At 39.1% G+C, this 18,869-nt stretch carries 16 protein-coding genes and 1 other annotated feature; of the genes, 7 read left to right on the top strand and 9 right to left on the bottom strand.

The window, feature by feature from the left end; translation table 11 throughout:
- Positions 1–35: 35 nt before the first annotated feature.
- A complete protein-coding gene (argS, locus tag AC1ECF_RS10230) occupies positions 36–1,706 on the bottom strand; it encodes an arginine--tRNA ligase (protein ID WP_480389315.1) in 1,671 nt (556 codons plus the stop codon).
- Positions 1,707–1,749: 43 nt separating this feature from the next.
- Positions 1,750–1,966 (bottom strand) — a binding site (T-box leader).
- A 55-nt stretch (positions 1,967–2,021) separates the two neighbouring features.
- Positions 2,022–2,870, bottom strand: coding sequence for a GNAT family N-acetyltransferase (locus AC1ECF_RS10225; RefSeq protein ID WP_480389314.1), 849 nt, complete (start codon positions 2,868–2,870; stop codon positions 2,022–2,024).
- 67 nt (positions 2,871–2,937) lie between these two features.
- Here AC1ECF_RS10225 and aroD point away from each other — a divergent pair, with 67 nt between their 5' ends.
- Positions 2,938–3,684 (top strand): type I 3-dehydroquinate dehydratase, encoded by a 747-nt coding sequence (aroD, locus tag AC1ECF_RS10220; RefSeq protein ID WP_480389313.1) that lies wholly within the window; start codon positions 2,938–2,940, stop codon positions 3,682–3,684.
- Here the strand turns inward: aroD and AC1ECF_RS10215 are convergent.
- Together AC1ECF_RS10215 and AC1ECF_RS10210 are read right to left on the bottom strand one after the other, a co-directional pair.
- A complete protein-coding gene (locus AC1ECF_RS10215; protein WP_480389312.1) occupies positions 3,681–4,127 on the bottom strand; it encodes an N-acetyltransferase family protein in 447 nt (148 codons plus the stop codon). The genes aroD and AC1ECF_RS10215 overlap by 4 nt on opposite strands.
- A gap of 335 nt (positions 4,128–4,462) precedes the next feature.
- Positions 4,463–5,875, bottom strand: coding sequence for a copper amine oxidase N-terminal domain-containing protein (locus tag AC1ECF_RS10210; protein ID WP_480389311.1), 1,413 nt, complete (start codon positions 5,873–5,875; stop codon positions 4,463–4,465).
- Positions 5,876–6,037: 162 nt separating this feature from the next.
- Between AC1ECF_RS10210 and AC1ECF_RS10205 the strand changes: the two genes are divergently transcribed.
- The 3 genes from AC1ECF_RS10205 to asnB all read left to right on the top strand — a co-directional run bounded on the left by AC1ECF_RS10205 (position 6,038) and on the right by asnB (position 10,133).
- On the top strand, positions 6,038–6,937 hold the full coding sequence (locus tag AC1ECF_RS10205) for an ABC transporter ATP-binding protein (protein ID WP_480389310.1): 900 nt from the start codon (positions 6,038–6,040) through the stop codon (positions 6,935–6,937).
- Entirely contained in the window at positions 6,930–8,168 is a 1,239-nt protein-coding gene (locus tag AC1ECF_RS10200) for an ABC transporter permease (RefSeq protein WP_480389309.1), read from the top strand. The genes AC1ECF_RS10205 and AC1ECF_RS10200 overlap by 8 nt, the downstream gene beginning before the upstream one ends.
- Positions 8,169–8,288: 120 nt before the next feature.
- Positions 8,289–10,133, top strand: a complete 1,845-nt coding sequence (gene asnB / locus AC1ECF_RS10195) for an asparagine synthase (glutamine-hydrolyzing) (RefSeq protein WP_480389308.1) — start codon at positions 8,289–8,291, stop codon at positions 10,131–10,133.
- A gap of 256 nt (positions 10,134–10,389) precedes the next feature.
- On the opposite strand, the gene AC1ECF_RS10190 is transcribed toward asnB, so the two are convergent.
- Both AC1ECF_RS10190 and dapD read right to left on the bottom strand, forming a co-directional pair.
- A complete protein-coding gene (locus AC1ECF_RS10190) occupies positions 10,390–11,514 on the bottom strand; it encodes an N-acetyldiaminopimelate deacetylase (protein ID WP_480389307.1) in 1,125 nt (374 codons plus the stop codon).
- Between the two features lie 12 nt (positions 11,515–11,526).
- Positions 11,527–12,240, bottom strand: coding sequence for a 2,3,4,5-tetrahydropyridine-2,6-dicarboxylate N-acetyltransferase (dapD, locus tag AC1ECF_RS10185; protein WP_480389306.1), 714 nt, complete (start codon positions 12,238–12,240; stop codon positions 11,527–11,529).
- A 365-nt stretch (positions 12,241–12,605) separates the two neighbouring features.
- Between dapD and AC1ECF_RS10180 the strand changes: the two genes are divergently transcribed.
- The 3 genes from AC1ECF_RS10180 to AC1ECF_RS10170 all read left to right on the top strand — a co-directional run bounded on the left by AC1ECF_RS10180 (position 12,606) and on the right by AC1ECF_RS10170 (position 16,131).
- On the top strand, positions 12,606–13,607 hold the full coding sequence (locus AC1ECF_RS10180; protein WP_480389305.1) for a TAXI family TRAP transporter solute-binding subunit: 1,002 nt from the start codon (positions 12,606–12,608) through the stop codon (positions 13,605–13,607).
- 19 nt (positions 13,608–13,626) lie between these two features.
- On the top strand, positions 13,627–15,591 hold the full coding sequence (locus AC1ECF_RS10175) for a TRAP transporter permease (protein WP_480389304.1): 1,965 nt from the start codon (positions 13,627–13,629) through the stop codon (positions 15,589–15,591).
- A gap of 111 nt (positions 15,592–15,702) precedes the next feature.
- Entirely contained in the window at positions 15,703–16,131 is a 429-nt protein-coding gene (locus AC1ECF_RS10170; RefSeq protein WP_480389303.1) for a DUF4395 domain-containing protein, read from the top strand.
- A gap of 24 nt (positions 16,132–16,155) precedes the next feature.
- On the opposite strand, the gene AC1ECF_RS10165 is transcribed toward AC1ECF_RS10170, so the two are convergent.
- From AC1ECF_RS10165 to AC1ECF_RS10155, 3 genes are all read right to left on the bottom strand, one after another.
- Positions 16,156–17,055, bottom strand: a complete 900-nt coding sequence (locus AC1ECF_RS10165) for a hypothetical protein (protein ID WP_480389302.1) — start codon at positions 17,053–17,055, stop codon at positions 16,156–16,158.
- Entirely contained in the window at positions 17,052–17,996 is a 945-nt protein-coding gene (locus AC1ECF_RS10160) for an ABC transporter permease subunit (RefSeq protein WP_480389301.1), read from the bottom strand. The genes AC1ECF_RS10165 and AC1ECF_RS10160 overlap by 4 nt, the downstream gene beginning before the upstream one ends.
- 115 nt (positions 17,997–18,111) lie before the next feature.
- Positions 18,112–18,831, bottom strand: coding sequence for a YebC/PmpR family DNA-binding transcriptional regulator (locus tag AC1ECF_RS10155; RefSeq protein WP_480389300.1), 720 nt, complete (start codon positions 18,829–18,831; stop codon positions 18,112–18,114).
- Between the last annotated feature and the right edge of the window lie 38 nt (positions 18,832–18,869).

The raw sequence follows: 18,869 nt of genomic DNA, 5'->3' as shown, positions 1-18,869 counted from the left end.
GGATTCTTCCATGCTGTTCTTTCTTCTTAAAGACCTTACATTTCCACTGGTGCCTCCATTCCTAATAACCGCAAGCATTCCTTCAGTACTACAGCAACAGCATGGCATAGCGTCAACTTTGCATTTTTAAATCCATCCTCCACTAACACCTTCGTGTTTGCGTAAAATTTATTAAAATGACGAGCTAGCCCTAACGCATACTTTGCAATTTGCGAGGGATCTGCATGGTCAAAAGCCTTCCCTACGACCGTTTGAAACTCCTGAAGTGCCTTTACTGTTTCCCATGCCTCCTCCTCTAAGCCATTTACAGATGGCTGAGAAATATCAAAGCTCCCCTTTTTAAGCAACGAACAAATACGAGCATGTGTATATTGTAAATAAGGTCCTGTTTCCCCTTCAAAGCTCAGCATCTGCTCCAGAGAAAACTCCACGTCATTCATTCGGTCATTTTTTAAGTCATGGAATATAACTGCTCCCACACCTACTGCTTTTGCCACTTCATGCTTATTTAAAAGGCTAGGGTTCTTCGCTTCTATATTTTGCTTGGCTGCTTGGATAGCTTCTTCTAACACATCCTTGAGAAAAATAATCTTCCCTTTACGTGTAGATAGCTTTTTACCATCCTTTAAAATTAATCCAAAGGGAACGTGCTTCATTTCCTTTGCCCAATCATATCCCATCTTCTCTAGAACGGAGAAAAGCTGTTTAAAATGTAGACTTTGTTCATTTCCCACCACATAGAACGCCTTGCTGAAAGCATACTCCTGCTGACGATAAAGTGCTGCTGCCAAGTCACGTGTTGCGTAAAGAGTGGAGCCGTCTGTCTTAGTCACTAGACACGGCGGCATGTTCTTTAGCTCTACCACCATCGCTCCTTCAGACTCAACTAGTAAACCCTTCTGCTGAAGCTCATCTACTACTCCCATTTTATCGTTATAAAATGCCTCGCCATTCAATGAATCAAAGGAGATACCAAGTAAATCGTATATTTGTTGGAATTCGTGCAAGGAAACCTCTCGAAACCATTTCCATAGGGAAAGTGCCTCCTCATCCCCCTCCTCTAGTCGCTTAAAGGCAGCTCTTGCCTCTTCAAGTAATGTGTCATCCTGCTCTGCTGCTTCATGAAAATGAACATAAATTTTTAACAGCTCTTGAATCGGGGATGCTTCTATTTTTTCTTTGTTTCCCCATCGCTTGTACGCGACTATTAACTTTCCAAACTGTGTTCCCCAATCACCCAAATGATTAATACGGACAACCTCATATCCATTCTTTTCCGCTATATTCGCGAGGGCATTTCCTATGACCGTAGAACGTAAATGCCCCATATGAAAAGGCTTTGCAATATTAGGGGAAGAGAGATCAATGACGATTGTTTCTTCTCTCTTCGAATATTGACCGTACGATTCCTGCATATCTATAATTTTCTCTAACACGTTAGCAGCTACAGACTGTTGATTTAAAAAGATATTCACATATGCCCCTACTACCTCTACCTTTTTAACACTTGCATTGCTTATGTTACCAGCTAGCTCCTCCGCAATGATTTGTGGGGATTTTCTAAATTTCTTTGCTAGTGTAAAGCACGGAAAAGAGATATCACCCATATCTGCGTACTTCGGCTTTTCTAACAATTTCTCAATCTCCTCTAACTCTAACTGGTGAGAAAGTGCCTTTTTGATTTCCTCTGCTATTTCTGTAAACATACAATGACCCCTCCATTTATAAATAAAAAAGCCCTCGTCTCTATGAAGAGACGAGAGCATAAATTCCCGTGGTACCACTCTAGTTGCCACTAACTGTGACCTCTTTCTGTTGTTAACGAGGTGCCTTCCCCGATCTTTTCTACTCACGTTCAAAAAGCTTCTCCAAAGTGCGTTTCCCCTTCTACTCCAGCATCAGGCTTACACCATCCCTGACTCGCTTTCCTTTTGTAGTAGGCTACTCTCTTTTTCATCGAATTTTTGTTATTTTCATTATATTAATAATTGCACTAAATTTTGTCAATAGAGAAAGTCCTCTTATTTATTAAATTGTAAGTGGATGGAGTCAGTTAGCTTATAGTATCCAATCTCCTGATATATTTTATTCGACGTCGGATTCAACATATCTGTATAAAGTACACAGAAGCGAAAATTCTTGAGCAGCTCTTTACTGACAGCAGCCACTAGTGTTCTTGCATAACCCTTTCTGCGCTCCTCCCTTGGTGTATAAACAAGGGATACGGTCACCCCGTTTGTCGTGGGCCTTGCCTTTTTCATCATGGATACTACTTTCCCTTTATCTTCCCAAAGGAATGCCTCCTGTTGATCAAGCATGAGCTTTACACGCTTTGCTATCTCAACTGATTCTGTTTTCTCTAATCCGGTATCTCCCTCGAATTCTGCATACCATTTTTCTATGAGTGGAGCGTCCGTATGGGTAGCGTATCTCCATGAGCCTGGACTGTGCTCTAGCGTTTTATCAATCATATCTAAACGGTAAAGTCCTTGGTCCATTAACAACGTTGTTCCTTCTCCTGTTTTTTCCTTCCACTTTTCTGCAAAGCGCGTTGCCCATTCCTTCACACTAATAATAGACTCGATATGTATATTTTCTTTGAGTAACTCTTTGATACTCAACTCGATGCATTCATCTAGCTTGTTCTCTAAAGTGAAAATGATATTTAACGGATGAGGAGGTGTCATTTGAAATAAAGCTAGTAGCTCTCCGTCCTCTTCAATAGTTGCCATGTATGGATTTTGATAAAAGCCCTCTTTTATTCTTTCTAATACCCCGAAAAACAAACTGAACTTATCTTCGTTTTCTAACAAAAATGGTGTTACCACTTGTGCAAATTCCTCTGCCCTTTCATAACGTTTAAATTCCACCCTTACATCCCCTTTTGATTTTTATATGATAATATAACATATAACTAGTTCGATGGGAGTGTTTTTTATGAAAATTATTTCTATTAAAAATATAAAGATAGGGGAAGGCTTACCTAAAATCATTATTCCTCTTGTGGGAGAAAACATCGAACAACTAATAAAGGAAATATCTGAAGTAAAAAAAGCCAATCCTGACATCGTGGAATGGCGGGCTGATATGCTAGAAGGAATAGAGGATATCGAGGAAATGAAAAAAGCCCTTTCCTTTATTACCAAAGAGCTTTCGTCTATCCCATTACTATTTACCTTTCGGACTCACCGCGAAGGGGGAAATAAAATAATCGAGGATAGTTATTATGAGGAATTACTGAATGAAGCAATAAAAAGTAACTATGTTGACCTCCTAGATGTCGAGCTATTTTCCTCCTGCGTTAGTAGGATTGTAGAAGCAGCTCAAAAGAAAGGGATCCCAATAGTTATGTCTAACCATGATTTTGAAGGAACTCCTTCTAAAGAAGTAATAATAGAGCGTCTTCTTAAAATGCAAGAGCTTGGAGCGAGTATTCCCAAAATAGCAGTAATGCCACAGAGCCCATTAGACGTACTAGCGTTATTAGAAGCAACCTATATCATGTCTGCGAAGCACGCAGACCGACCAATTATCACCATGTCCATGAGCAAGGATGGAATTATTAGTCGCCTTGCAGGAGAAGTGTTTGGTTCAGCTGCTACCTTCGGGGCGGGCTTACAAATATCAGCACCAGGTCAAATTCCGGCTGGAGAGTTAAGAGAGATACTTCACCTACTCCATTAAAGCTCTCTTGTTAAACGAATCATATCCAAGCAAGGGATACCATTCTCTATTATTTCTTCCTCGTAGTGAAGAGCAAAGAAATCCTTACGAATCTCTGAAATACGAAAGCCACATTTTTGATAAAGAGCGAGCTGGCCTATACTTGAGTTACCAGTCCCTATCTCCATCCTTTGGTATCCTTGTTTTCTAGCTCGTTCAATGGCGTCTAACAACATTACTTTTCCTTTCCCTTTCCCTTGGTGTGCTCCATGGACAGCAATGTTGATAATTTCTACAGCCTGATCGTTTAATGGCAGCAGTACATAGACACCAATTATTTGATCATCTTCTTCCAATATGTAGCACAGTCCTTTTTGAAGATAAGCCTTTACCAGCCTTTCAGATGGATCTGCTAATAGTAATAATTCCATAGGATAATTGTCCTCTATTTTCACTATGTCCATGCTATCTCTCCTTTTTAAATCTTAGCAAAACGTGGGAGGTACAAATCAAATGAGAAGCAGTTATGATTCTATATTACGATTAGAATCATAACTGCTTTCTTATTTTTAGGTCTCAGGTTCTCAACACTTTCCGCACATTGGACGCTTTGCTAGTAACGATTATTAATGGCTGCTTTCGGCGGGCCAACAGGAGGTTGGTCAGGAAAACGTTGTAACACACTTCCCCAAGGCAAGCTCTCATCCTACTCCGAACCAATAGTGTGCCTACTAAAAATAAACAAATCCCAAAAGGATATAGTTCATTAAGAAAGCTATAGGTTTATGTCCCAACCACGTTATTTGTTCAGGAACTCTTCTAAGAAGTCTTCTGAAATATAGGTTGTATTTCCTTTTAATCTAGGCTTAGCGCCAAGTTTCCGCAAACTCTTATTGTAGCTATACATCAGCTCTCCACGAGTAATAATGACAGAGCTATTTCCTTTCTTCAGTAGCACTGCCTTTTGCTTTGGAAGAGAGATGACCTCAAACCCTAAATATTCTGCTACCTTACGAAGTGGAACCATTCTTACACCATCTACCGTTATAAAATCTTTTCCGATTATTTTTTCAAGCTCTTTCATTTCAGGTGACAAATAAGAAATTGCAATAATTTTTGTTGGCGTAGTTTGCTCTGGATAACCGTTTTTATTTCTAGCTGTAAAGTTATAAAAAACGATTAGCTCCTTGCCCTTTAAGTTCTCTGTCTTAATCTTTTTGCCATTTTCATTCACAATCATCGTCTTTTTAGCCAATGAAAGCTTTAGCTGTCCATCCTGACTAACCAGCTTGTCATCAAATTTTCCTATTTTTACGAAGCCAATGTTCTTATCGTCATTTAGTACAACAAAATCTGGAGTTATTTGTGGAGGATAGATAAGAATCATTGGTCTATTCTTATCGTAGTATGCGTCCACCTGTTGTCCTTTTTGGAGACTACTAGCCTTTATTTCCTTCGTATTCCCACTGTTAAACAACCTAGATTCTTTGTTTAACCTCAATACTTCGCCAGTTTCTAAAGTAACTGTTGTTATATCGTTTTTCTTTTCAATGGATTGAATCTTACCAGATACCCTTAGATAGTTAGAAGCATCGGTACTAGGGACTGCTTCTGACCATACAACTACCTTTATAGGAGTTGTATGTGCCGGTATACTTCTTGTTGTGTTTTGATAAAATACCAGAAGGTGTTTTTCCCCTTCAGCATGTAAGCTTACCTTTTCCCCTTTTTTGTTCACTACAGCTGTGGTGTTCGATATATTTAATTTTAGCGTACCATCCAAACTTTGTAGTGCTTCATTAAATACTCCAGCATACACCCGTCCTGACTGCTTCTCGTCGCGCAATACTACTGCCTCAGGAACAATTTGCACTGGATAAATCGCTATTCTTGGGACGCCACCATCATAGAACACGTCTACTTTTTTTCCAGCCGTAAGAGCGTCTTTCTTAATTGCTTCTCCATTGCTGTTAAAGAACTTTGGCTCATCGGTAAGTATGAAAACGGAAACCAGCGGATCTTTCCCTTCTGTTTCTACAGTTATATTGACTTGGCCCTTTGTTTTCTTTACCTCTTTTATTACCCCTGAAAAACGAGAAAATTTAGTTTTTTCACTTACGCTAGACCTCTCTCCTTCAGCCCCCGCTAATAAAGAAGGAAACAAAAAGCACATCATAAGTAGAGCAGTAACTAGTGAAAATATTTTTTTCATTTTTCTCCCATCCTTTCCTTTTTTACCATTCAATGGATTGGACGAGAAGACAAACAAAATGTTACAACTTCTTGAAATATGTGATAAATAGTACATTATTTTTCGGAACTTTTGGTAAATAAGACCGTATATTATACAGATAAAAGAAGATGGGGGATACATATGACGTTAGTTATTGATCAAGTGACAAAGAGATATCAAGACTTTGTTGCCGTAGACAATTTGTCCTTTACGATTGAAAAGGGAGAAATTTTCGGCCTGATTGGCCAAAATGGTGCAGGTAAAACAACAACCTTTCGGATGATATTGGACTTACAGGAGACCACTAAAGGAACCATCACTTGGAATGGTATTCCTATCAATTCACTTAATCGTGACCTTATTGGGTATTTACCGGAAGAACGCGGAATTTTTCCAACTATGACAGTAGAGAAGCAGCTCTACTTCTTCGGAGAGTTGCGCGGGAAGGACAAAAAAGATTTACAGAAGGAAGTTGATTATTGGATTAATCGCTTTGAGTTAGAGGATAAGAGAAAAGCAAAGGCTGAAACACTTTCTAAGGGAAACCAGCAAAAAGTACAGCTGATTGCCAGCTTTATTCATCAACCAGAGTTTCTTATCCTGGATGAGCCATTCAGTGGACTGGATCCAGTAAACAAAGATCTTTTAAAAAGCGCTATCTGGGAGTTAAAAGAAAAAGGAACGACTATTCTTTTCTCTAGTCATCAAATGGAAAACGTAGAAGAGCTTTGTGACCATCTATGTCTATTGAAGCGAGGAGTATCTTTGTTTGCAGGTAGCTTACTAGATTTGAAAAAACAGTACGGGAAAACAAAGCTTTCCTTACGTACAGATATTCCAGTGGAAACACTAAAAGAGCTTCCAGGAGTAAGAGAAGTATTAATCGGGAAAGAGCAATATACATTAACCTTAGAAGACGAATCCTATGCTCAAGCTATTTTTGAACTTATTTCACAAGGAAAATATATAGAGAAATTTAGCTTAGACTACTTATCTCTTGATGAAATATTTAAGGATAAGGTTGGTGGAAAGAATGTCTAAATTTTGGGTTCTCGTTAAACAAGTATTGGACCAAAAAATTCGTGCAAAATCATTTTGGACTTCACTAGGCCTTTATCTTCTTGTTATAACAGCTATTGTGTTTTGGCCAAATATCAAGGCTGCATTTTTTGAAAGTGAAGCTATAAAAGTTGCACTTATAAATGAAACTAATTTAGAAATGGAAGAGTTATTTAAATCCAACGAGGAAATTGAGTACTTGTTCCCTAAGGAAGATGCAAAGGAAATTGAAAAGCAGGTTATCGATGGAGATTTTGCAGCAGCCATTTTTATCAAAGATTTAGATCAATCTTTAACTGCTGAAATAGCAACCTTTGAACCATTAACATTTAATGACCAGACGAGCATATCTTCGGCCTTGCAATATGCTGGGAAGCTTTATGAAGTACAGCAAATGAATTTAACTACAGAACAAGCAGAGAAAATTTTACAGGCAGAACCATTAATAACAATGAAGAATTTAAATGAGCAGTCTGAGCTCGGAAAGAGCGAGGGAGAAAAAGCAGCCGGAATAGGAATTTCACTGTTAGTAGGAGGTTTGATTTACAGCTTTCTTATGACTTTTCTATCCATGATTACAACAGATGTAGCCTCTGAAAAAGGATCTCGAGTATTAGAAGTATTACTGGCTAGTGTAAAACCATCCACTCATTATCTTGCAAAGCTAACAGGTACTTTCCTGCTGGCATTTATTCAAATGGGAATACTTTTTGTGGCATTAGGTATTTTGTTTAGCACGCTAGATGGCGGCTCTAAGCTAGAGATGGTTCAAGAGATTTTACAGGAAGTGTCTGCTTCCTATTTAATCTATGCTGTCCTTTACCTCTTTTTATCCATTATACTTTACTTAATTATCGGGGCTCTTCTAGGTTCTCTTGTGTCTAAGGTGGAGGAAGCTGGGCAGGCTATCATGCCAATGATGTTTTTAGGACTTGCAGGTTTTTATGTTCTACTTTTCGGGATGTCCAGTCCTGATACAATGCTAATTAAAGTATTTTCTTATATCCCGTTCACATCGGGAATGGTCATGCCTTTACGTATTGGAGCAACTGACATTGCAGGCTGGGAACCAATGCTCTCTGTCATCATCTTAGTTGCGACCATTCTAGTTTCCTTTGCAGTTAGCTTCTCCTTCTACAAGCGAAGTGTATTAACTTATAGCTCTGGTGGGTTAATCGAAAAAATTAAGACTGTATTGAAAATGACAACTTAATAGAGTAGTTGAACGTGAAGGTGCAATCCTTCACGTTTTCTAATTGTCCGTATCCTAGGCATGTGTCACCAAATCTGCACTTTTTTGCATATACTAATTGGTGAAAGAGGGGATGCATACATGTGCGGGATAACCGGATGGATACATTTTAAAAGAGATTTAAGAGAAGATATGGCAGTTGTTCAACAAATGACAGAGACATTAAAGAAAAGGGGCCCCGATGACCATAATGTTTGGTCTTCTCCTCACGTTCTTTTTGGTCATCGTCGACTGACAGTAGTAGACCCAATTGGCGGTAAGCAGCCTATGGTGAAGAGCTTTAATTCAAAGCAATATACACTTTGCTATAATGGGGAGCTTTATAACACAGAGGATTTACGAAAGGAATTATTAAAGCTAGGTCATACATTCACAGGACATTCAGATACAGAAGTGTTATTGACTTCTTATATAGAATGGAAAGAGAATTGTATTGATTACTTTAATGGCATATACGCTTTTGCTATCTGGGACGAGGAAGAACAAAAGCTATTTATGGCAAGAGATCGACTAGGGGTAAAGCCTTTATTCTATACCGTTAGAAATGATGGATTCATTTTTGGCTCTGAATTAAAAGCTATCCTAAAGCATCCCGAAGTACCTATCGAGATTAATCGTCAGGGTCTTTCAGAAATTATAGGTCTTGGGCCATCTAGAACGCCAGGGAATGGCGTGTATCGAGGCATTGATGAGCTACGTCCAGGGCATGCACTTACCTTTACAAAGGATGGGTTACATGTTTGGAGATATTGGAATGTAGAAAGTAAGGAGCATACCGATTCCTTAGAAAATACGATTGAGCAGGTTCGTTTTCTTGTAACAGATGCCATAGAAAGACAGCTGGTTTCCGATGTACCGCTTTGTACATTTTTATCAGGAGGCATTGACTCAAGCGCAATTTCTGCCATTGCGGCTAGTGCTTATAAAAGAGACGGCAAAAGCCCCCTCCATACTTACTCCATTGATTACGAAAATAATAACCAACACTTTCAAGGAAACACCTTTCAGCCTACGGAGGATTTCCCCTTCATTCAAATGGTATCTAAGCATTTAAATACAACTCACCATTTCTCTATCATTTCTCAGGATACATTAGCAGAATATTTAACAGCAGCAGTACACGCTCGGGATCTTCCAGGAATGGCTGATATCGACTCCTCTCTTCTCTGGTTCTGTGAAGAAATCAAAAAAGACTTTACAGTGGGTCTTTCCGGAGAATGTGCAGATGAGATTTTCGGGGGATACCCTTGGTTTCACAATATAGGTAATGCAGACAGGGCATTTCCTTGGATACGTTCCAAGGATGAACGAAATTCTCTATTAAATGATAGCTGGCAACAGAAGTTAGATATCCAAGATTATATCTTACAGGCATATGATACAACGGCAGCAGAAACTCCGTTGTTATTTGGTGAAAGCAGCGAGGAAGCAAAAAGACGTGAACTTTTTTATATGAACATGACCTGGTTCATGACTACTCTATTAGACCGGAAGGATCGCATGAGTATGGGTGCTAGTCTAGAGGTGCGCGTTCCTTTTGCCGATCATCGCATCGTAGAGTACGCTTGGAATATTCCATGGGAATATAAAATGTATGGCAATCAAGAAAAAGGAATCCTTCGTAAAGCATTAGAGGGCGTTCTCCCAAATGAGGTGCTATATAGAAAGAAAAGTCCCTATCCAAAAACTCATAACCCGGTATACTCTGCAAAAATGCAGTTAATGTTGAAGGAAATGCTACTCGACAAACATTCCATCCTTCATGAACTTTTCCAGCCTTCGAAGCTAGATGATTTAATCAATTCCAACGGAGAAGCCTTCAAAGTTCCATGGTATGGCCAGCTAATGACCGGTCCGCAGCTTCTTGCCTATTTGGCGCAAATGCATATTTGGTTTAAGGATTATCAGGTTCAGTTGGTCGACTAACAAGAAGGGATCATCCCTTCTTATTTTTGGCTAAGACAAGCTTGACTGGGAGCAATAGCTGGCTATGTGAGAGTAAATGTAACCTATACGAGAGTATTCCATCTAAACGAGAGTAAAGTCTTGCTATACGAGAGTAAACCCTTCCTATCCGAGAGTAAACTTACCCTGAACGAGAGTATGTCTCAGCAGTTCTTAATTTAGCAGAAGTTTTCGAACATCCTCCCTTCCATAGAAAAAGAGTCGCCTAAGCGACTCTTTACTTACTTATTTTTCGAAAATAGGCATCTACAAATGGCACAAGAAAATTGATTACACCCTCATCTGGATTAAGCTTTGCATGATGAAGTCCATATGGAGAGTTCACACCTGCCCAGAATAGCATCCCGGGTATCTCCTCTAGAAAATATCCGAAGTCCTCTCCTGTCATAGCGGCATCACATCTTATGGCATGTGCTCCCTCCTGCCCCTCCGTAAAGGCCAGAAATTCCTCTGTAATATTCTCTGTGTTATAAACCTGATAGTAGGAGGAACCGTAATCTATCTCCAATCTACAATCAAAACCAGTTTCCATTGCTCGACAGAAGGTTTCTATCTTCTGTTTTATTAGTACCATTGTCTCGGCATCCATCGTACGTATCGTCCCCTCTAGACGGGCATGACCAGATATAATATTTTGGACGCTCCCAGATGTCATTTTTCCAATAGTTACGACGGCTGGTTTCATTGGATTGACGGAACGACTTACAATGGTTTGTAGCTGCAACAGTAGCGTTGCTGCAGCCACTGACATATCAGAAGCATTATGAGGAAAGGCAGCATGCCCCTCCTTCCCGTATAAGTCAATATATAACTCGGAGGTATTAGCAAATAAAAGACCTGGACGAGTTGCTACTGTGCTTACTGGATATTCTGGAGCCACATGAAAGGCATATATCTGATCAGGCAATAAGTCTGGATGCTCAGCTTTTAACCACTCTCTCATCGGAAGTGCCCCACCTGGATTCTCCTCTGCCGGCTGAAATAGTATCACGACATCATCATTTATCGGATTTTCAACTAAGCTTTTCAGAAGCCCCAAAGCGACTGTCATATGAATGTCATGCCCACAAGCATGCATCTTACCAGGATGATTGGAAGCAAAGGATAACTCTGTTGCTTCTACAATTGGCAGTCCATCTATGTCTGTTCTCCATCCAATCGTTTTTATAGGAGCTAACCCGTATACTTTAACCACAATCCCTGTTTTCCAGGTGTAGATTTCTAATCGTTCCTGTGACAACGATTTAATTTGCTCTAGTAAATAGGCTTGTGTCTTATGCTCTGCAAAGCCAAGCTCTGGGATACGATGAAGATCTCGACGAATATCAATCAACGTTTTCAATGATTTGTCCTCTTAAAGCTGGCGCAGCTCTTGCATAATTTCCGTTTTAGAACGAGTTTGGTCATCAATTTCTTTTATAACCTTAGCCGGTGTTCCCGCCACTACTGTATACGGTGGAACATCCTTCGTAACTACTGCACCAGCAGCTACTACAGAGCCTTTTCCTACACGGCATCCTTCTAAAACTACAGCGTTCGCACCAATTAATACGTCGTCCTCGATAATTACTGGCGTAGCGGAAGGTGGCTCAATAACGCCTGCAAGCACTGCTCCTGCTCCAATATGACAGTTGTCTCCTACTGTAGCACGACCACCAAGAATCGCTCCCATATCGATCATCGTTCCCTTTCCAATGACAGCTCCAATATTGATGACAGCGCCAAGCATAATAACAGCATTGTCTCCAATGCTCACTTGGTCACGTATTATTGCACCCGGTTCAATTCGAGCATTAATCCCTTTTAAATCCAACAATGGAATAGCGGAGTTTCTGCTTGCATTTTCAACTACCACATCTTCAATTTGATCTTTAAATGTGTTGAGTGTAGGCTCAATCTCTGCCCATTCACCAAAAAGAATGAAAGAGCTTCCTTCTCCGAAAACCTTAGTATTTTCCCCAAAAGAAAGCTTGTCAATGCCCTTTCCCTTTATGTAAACCTTAACCTGAGTGGATTTTTTTGCATGCTGAATATACGAAATAATTTCGTAAGCGTCTAATTGCTTCATTCCTCTAACCTCCTCAAAATATGTATAATTGTACAGGAATTTCTATAAAAAATCACTTACTTATTGTTAAGTTTCGAATACTTTTACTAGTCTGTATGTTAAAGCGACGTATAGATTACTTTTATACTTTTATGCAACTTACTAATTCAATTAAACAAATAAAGAAATGAACAGTTAACCAGGAATGGTTAAATATTTCTGGATTTCCTGCTTCTCCACAAAAAAATTATCAGAAATATCTCTATTAACATTGTAATAATTAACAGAAAAAGTATAATATTGATAACCTCTATTTTTGTTTTATTTTAAATATTCTAAAATGTAAGCGCTAACAAATAGAGGAATACAAAAAAGGGGATGTTTATGTGCAAAAGGGGAAAAAGAGGAAATTTGTAAGCTGGGTATATCTTTTGATCGCTGTGATTTTCTTAGCAGCTTGTAGCGGCGGAGGGACAAATATAGCTATTGGACCACCAGCAAGTGAAACGAATGCAATTTCTACATTAATCTTAGAGGCATACGGAATTAAAGAGGGTGATTACAAGGCTTATAAAGAAGGTTTTGGGGATGCTGCAGATGGAGTACAGGATGGAAACATCGATGTATCAATAGGAATATTGGGACTTCCGGCGGCAAGCATCGAGAATTTACAAGCATCCGTAGGAGATATTGTTATGCTTGACCTGTCCAATGAGGCGATAGCATACATCGAAGAGCATAGTAATTATAAGAAGCATGTTATTCCTAAGGATACTTATGAATTTTTAGAGTCTGACATTAATACTGTTACTGCTTATGCAATATTAATGGCGAATACCAACACGATAAGCGAGGAACTAGGCTACGAAATAACAAAAGTAATGATTGAAAAGGCAAGCGAAAATACACATGCCCAAGCAAGGGAAATGATTCTTGAAAATGCTCTAAGGGGCTCTGATGGATTGCCTATTCACCCTGGGGCAAAAAGATACTATGAAGAACAAGGACTTACCGTGGATAATCCTGTAGCAGAGGTTTCTGTAGAGGAAGAGAAAAGTGAGTTTATCCTAGGGACAGGAAGCCAAGGAGGAACTTATTATCCTCTAGGCGGTGAGATGACAAGTATTTGGAATAAGTATATAGATAATTTTAACTTAACAAATACAGAAACAAGTGCTTCTGTAGAGAACCTATCAAGCATTCGAGATGGCAACATGGATCTAGGAATGACTGTTCACGTACCAGCTATACAAGCTGTTGAAGGAAGTGGACCGTTTGATGGTCATGGAGTATCTAATGCTGCTTTTATAGGACATATTTATCCAGAGGTAATCCAAATAGTTACGAGAGAAACAACGGAGATTACTAGCTTTGAAGACATAAAATAGGAATTACAGAGGTGAAAAAATGAATGAGCAAAAACCGATTGATGCACAGGAAATACTAGAGAAATATGATAAAGAAAATCAATTTCGAACATCCCTCGGCAGATGGGCATATGTAGTAGCTTTTTTAGGTATCGCTCTTACCGTTTTTCACTTATATACTGCCTACTTTGGGATATTGCCATCACAGATTCAAGGGGCTGTTCATGTCGGCACAGCAGTGGGTGTTATCTTCCTACTGTATCCTTTCAAAAAAGGAATGTTAAAGACTCAGAAGAGAGTTCCTTGGTATGATATTTTACTAGCTTTTACTGCCATGTACGTTGCCTATCACAAAATATTTTTCTACGAGTCTATCCTACAAAGTAGAATTTCAGGTTATAGCACCTTTGATACAATCATTTCTATTTTAGGAATTCTACTCGTACTAGAAGCTACTAGAAGAACTGTTGGACTTCCGATAGTAATCGTAGCTAGTGTAGCGATTCTTTACGCTGTATTTGGTAAGTATATCCCTACACAAATTTTATCTCACCCTGGCTTTTCCATTGATCGAACCACTAATAATCTTTGGTTTCAGGAGAGAGGTATTTTCGGAACACCTGTCCAAATATCTGCAAAGTTTATATTCCTCTTTTTGTTTTTCGGTGTCATGCTAGTACAAACGAATATCGGGAAATTCTTTAATGATTTGGCCTTCTCCTTGACCGGGCGTTTTACCGGAGGAACGGCAAAAACAGCTGTCGTGGCAAGCGCTCTTCAGGGCACAGTTTCTGGAAGCTCAGTTGGAAATACAGTAGCCACAGGGTCCTTTACGATTCCAATGATGAAAAAAGCAGGATTCAAGCCTGAGTTTGCAGGAGCAACTGAAGCCGCGGCTTCTACGGGAGGGCAACTAATGCCTCCAATGATGGGTGCTGCAGCCTTTATCATGATGGAATACTTAGGGGTTTCTTATGGCGTCATTATGCTAGCTGCCATTATCCCAGCTATTTTATATTTTACAGGTATCTTTATAGGCACTCATTTTGAGGCTAAAAAGTTAAAAATTCATGGACTGCCAAAATCACAGCTACCATCCTTTCCGAAGCTTTTGAAGAAAAATTGGTTCATGCTGCTTCCGTTAGTTGTAATTATAGTGACGATAATGATAGGGTTCACACCACAGCGTGCTGCTCTCTTTGGTATACTTTCCGCTTTTCTGATTAGCTTCATTCGAAAAGAAACCAGAATGTCTTTCAAAAAAGTTTTATATGTGCTTGAACAAGGAACGAGAGTTGCTGTACCTGTAATAGCCGCGGTGGCAACAGCAGGTATCATTGCAGGGGTAGTAAGTATGACAGGACTAGGCGGGAAGTTTGCTGCTGGAGTTATCTCTCTATCTAACGGCCATTTAATCCTAGCTTTATTCTTTACGATGATTGCTTGTTTAGTATTAGGTATGGGGCTGCCAACTACAGCTAACTATGTAGTGACGGCAACAATTGCTGCTCCTATATTAATTAACGAATTTGGTGTTGCACCGATAGCTGCCCATATGTTTGTGTTCTATTTTGGTATTGCTGCTGATATTACTCCTCCAGTTTGTTTAGCCGCATATGCTGGTGCAGGTATAGCCGGTGCAAATCCTTTTAAGACAGGAATGAATGCAGTGAAATTGGCGGTCGCCGCCTTCATCGTTCCATATGTCTTTGTTTATAACCCCATTCTCGTAATGGTAGATGTTGAACCTGTTTCCATGGTCATTTCTGTGCTAGGCGCATTATTAGGAATGGCTGCTGTAAGTAGCTCTCTAATTGGATTTCTAATTAAAAATTCAAAGATGTGGGAAAGAATTGTGCTGTTTCTAGCAGGACTTCTCTTAATTGTTCCGGAGATACTGAGCAGTCTCATTGGTTTGGTTGTAGTAACCCTTATCTGGTTTATTCAGAAAAAAAGACCAGAAGAAGATGCCAATTTAGGAGCATCCAGTCAGCCACTCTATTAGTATAAAACAGGAGCACTCGTGCTCCTGTTTTTTAAACCGTTCTTTTTGGCATACTCTATGAAATAGTGTAATATAATACATAATAACCAATAAGAAAAGTAGGTTTTCCAATTGAAAACAATAGCAAAACCATTAGTGATAGCTAATCAGTGGACCATTGTATTAGCTGTCGTGATTGCCTTAATTACACAATCAGCATGGATTCTTTTCATTCCTTTACTAGCCAATCTATCTAGTTTACTATTTAGATTCCATCCTATTTTGTTTCTTATAAAAAGGTTTTTCTTAAGAAAGCCAATGTCTCAATATATTCAAGAGGACTACGGACAGCTCCGCTTTAACCAATGGTTGGCTGTTAGTTTCTTAATAATAGGCTGTATTAGTGATTTACTGAACTGGACTCTCTTATTTAATGCAGCAACCACTATGGTAGGGCTTGCAGCATCCATTGCTCTCATGGGCTTTTGTATCGGTTGTTTTATGCGTTTCCAGTTTCAGCAGTGGCAATATCGTCGTAAGCAAAAATCAATTGTAAAATAAAAACCAGCCCTTTAGGCTGGTTTCTTAGGTTACGGACCTTCTCAATTTGCTGTTTTGCCGTTTGCGAAGACCTTCTCCAAGTAAATAAAAAGCAATCATCGTAAAGGTGATTACCCCTAATACGGAGAATGGAATCCAATGATATGTATATATATCACCTCTAATAGATTCGAGAAGAACTGGCCAGTAAAGAGAGGTGTTCACTGCTTGATACAGTCCTCTTGTCAGCTGAGACATAAATTCTTGATTGATAAAAACCCCTATAACCCCAAGCTGTGCCAAAAGGAACATGACCTTCGCAGCTTCTCCAGAGGTCGTAATAAATAACTCTGTCTGCATCACTTTCCAATAATGATTTTTAAATAGCTTCCACTTGCTGCAGCCGCTCGCGATAGCTGCTTCTATGTAAAGCTTTTGAGTTTCGTCTCTTAATAAATCGTAAAAAATCTTAGAAAGCCTACCTACATCAAGCAAGGAAATGATTAGTATAGCCCAAAGTGATCTCGTCCCAGAAAACATAATCGCAGGTACTGCTAATAGAATAAGAATGAAAAATATAGGTGGAATAAAAGAGAAAAGTGCATTCCAAAAAAACATGAATCGCCTTATAGGTTTTATATAAAACGAAAACACTGCTAATAACAAAGATACAACAATTCTAATCAATAGGATTACACCAAGTATTAAAAAGGTTTCCCTTGCTCCTATAATAATTTTTGAATACAAATCCTGCCCCTTCCTATCCGACCCTAATAAAAAATCAGATGATGGTGGGTAAGGAGGAGCCATCAGCTTTCCTTCAGCATCACGATATACCACAGTAGCTTCTAAGTTAGGATCTACCTTTGGGAAAAAAGGTCCAAAAATAACTACGATTGCAAGGACTAGCGTCATACAAATACCAGCCAAAAGTGTTTTATTCATTCAAAGGCCTCCCCCTTCTTTGTTATTAAGAAAGCCTTTGAGATACTAGTAACCATATTGGCAATCAGCATAATGACCGTAAATAAAAATACAAAGCCAATTAAAGAAATGATCTCCGCAGAAAAGATTGTTCCTACAAAAAAACTAGTCGAGCTTCCTAGCGTTTCATACATATAGTAAGCTGCTCCTTTATATTGTGTAAAAACCTCTATTAAGAAAAGATTTGATAATATATAAAGAATCATCGTATTAAAATGCGATAAAATTCGCGGAATACTATTCTTCAGTATATGTTTATATAAAATAGCTAGCTTATTTATTCCCTTCGATCTAGCAGTTCGGATGTAATCTGCCCCCTCTTCTGAAGCTAGCGCTTGATAAGTGATATTGGAAATATAGATTGTTGGATAAATAGTTAGAAAGAGTATATTCATCAAGACATTTTCGGGCTTCTCATAGCCAAATAGGTCGATATGAAAAAGCCAGCCTTTGCTCATCAATGTAAGTAGTCCAACTTGAATAAGTACAATCATTGAAAAATCCGGGATAGATAATAGCCCTATTGTAGAGGAATGTCCGAATACCTTTCCCTTTGACCCCCTTAACCGAAAATCAATAACACCTTTGGCGATACCTAAAAAGAAACCAAGAATGATAGCTGGCAGCACTATTTTCATACTTCTTCCGAATAACTCCATCAAATTGCCTATTATGGGCCGATTATATTGATCTAGTCCAAGCCCCCCTTGTTCACGAAGATGATTCCACAACATTTGAAAGTTATGTATATGTGCCTCTATGCTATAGTCGTACGTCGCTCCTTGAAAACTTCCTCCTTGACCGACTTCAAACTGCGTTTCTGTTGGCAAAAGCAATATCGTTACCAACGCCCCAAAAGCAATGATCCATATTGCAAATGAACCAGCTATTTTTTTGAACATCCTTTTCCCCCTAACTTTATATCTAAATATTCAGACTAAATATCATATCATTATAGCAAATTTAACCTAATAAAACACAAAAAACCTCGGATAAATTACCCGAGGTTTCTAAAACTTATTCTCCTAGATCAACGTTATGATATACCTGTTGTACGTCCTCTAAATCTTCCAAGGCATCAATCATTTTTTCAAACTGTGCTTGAGCAGCTTCATCTAACGTAATATCGTTTTGAGCAAGCATTGTGAGTTCTGCTACTGTAAAGTCTTCCACTCCTGCTCCTCTTAGTGCTTCCTGTACAAGATGGAATTGATCTGGCTCTGCATATACAATGACAGAATCATCTTCCTCTAGGATGTCACGAGCATCTACGTCTGCTTCCATCAAAATCTCTAATACTTCATCCGCAGTTTTACCCTCTAACCCGATTACTGCAGTAGCATCAAACATATAAGAAACAGATCCACTTACTCCCATGTTACCGCCATTTTTCCCAAAGGCAGCACGAACATCAGATGCCGTACGATTTACGTTATTGGTAAGAGCGTCTACGATTACCATGGAACCACTTGGACCAAAGCCCTCATAGCGTAGCTCGTCGTAATTCTCTTCTGTTCCGCCCTTCGCTTTTTCAATTGCTTTATCGATAATGTGACGTGGCACACTGTAAGTCTTTGCTCTTTCTAATACAACCTTTAACGCTTGGTTGGAAACTGGATCAGGTTCTCCTTGCTTTGCAGCTACATATATTTCACGCCCAAATTTTGCATAGATACGACTAGTATTTGCGTCTTTAGAGGCTTTCTTTTCCTTAATATTATTCCATTTACGACCCATAAAAGTCCCACTCTCTTTCGACTAAGTTTTGGTTCATT

It is taken from the genome of Psychrobacillus sp. Z3-81, assembly GCF_056620325.1.
The sequence above is the reverse complement of the archived record's forward strand: the minus strand, read 5'-3'. Positions and strand labels throughout refer to the sequence as shown.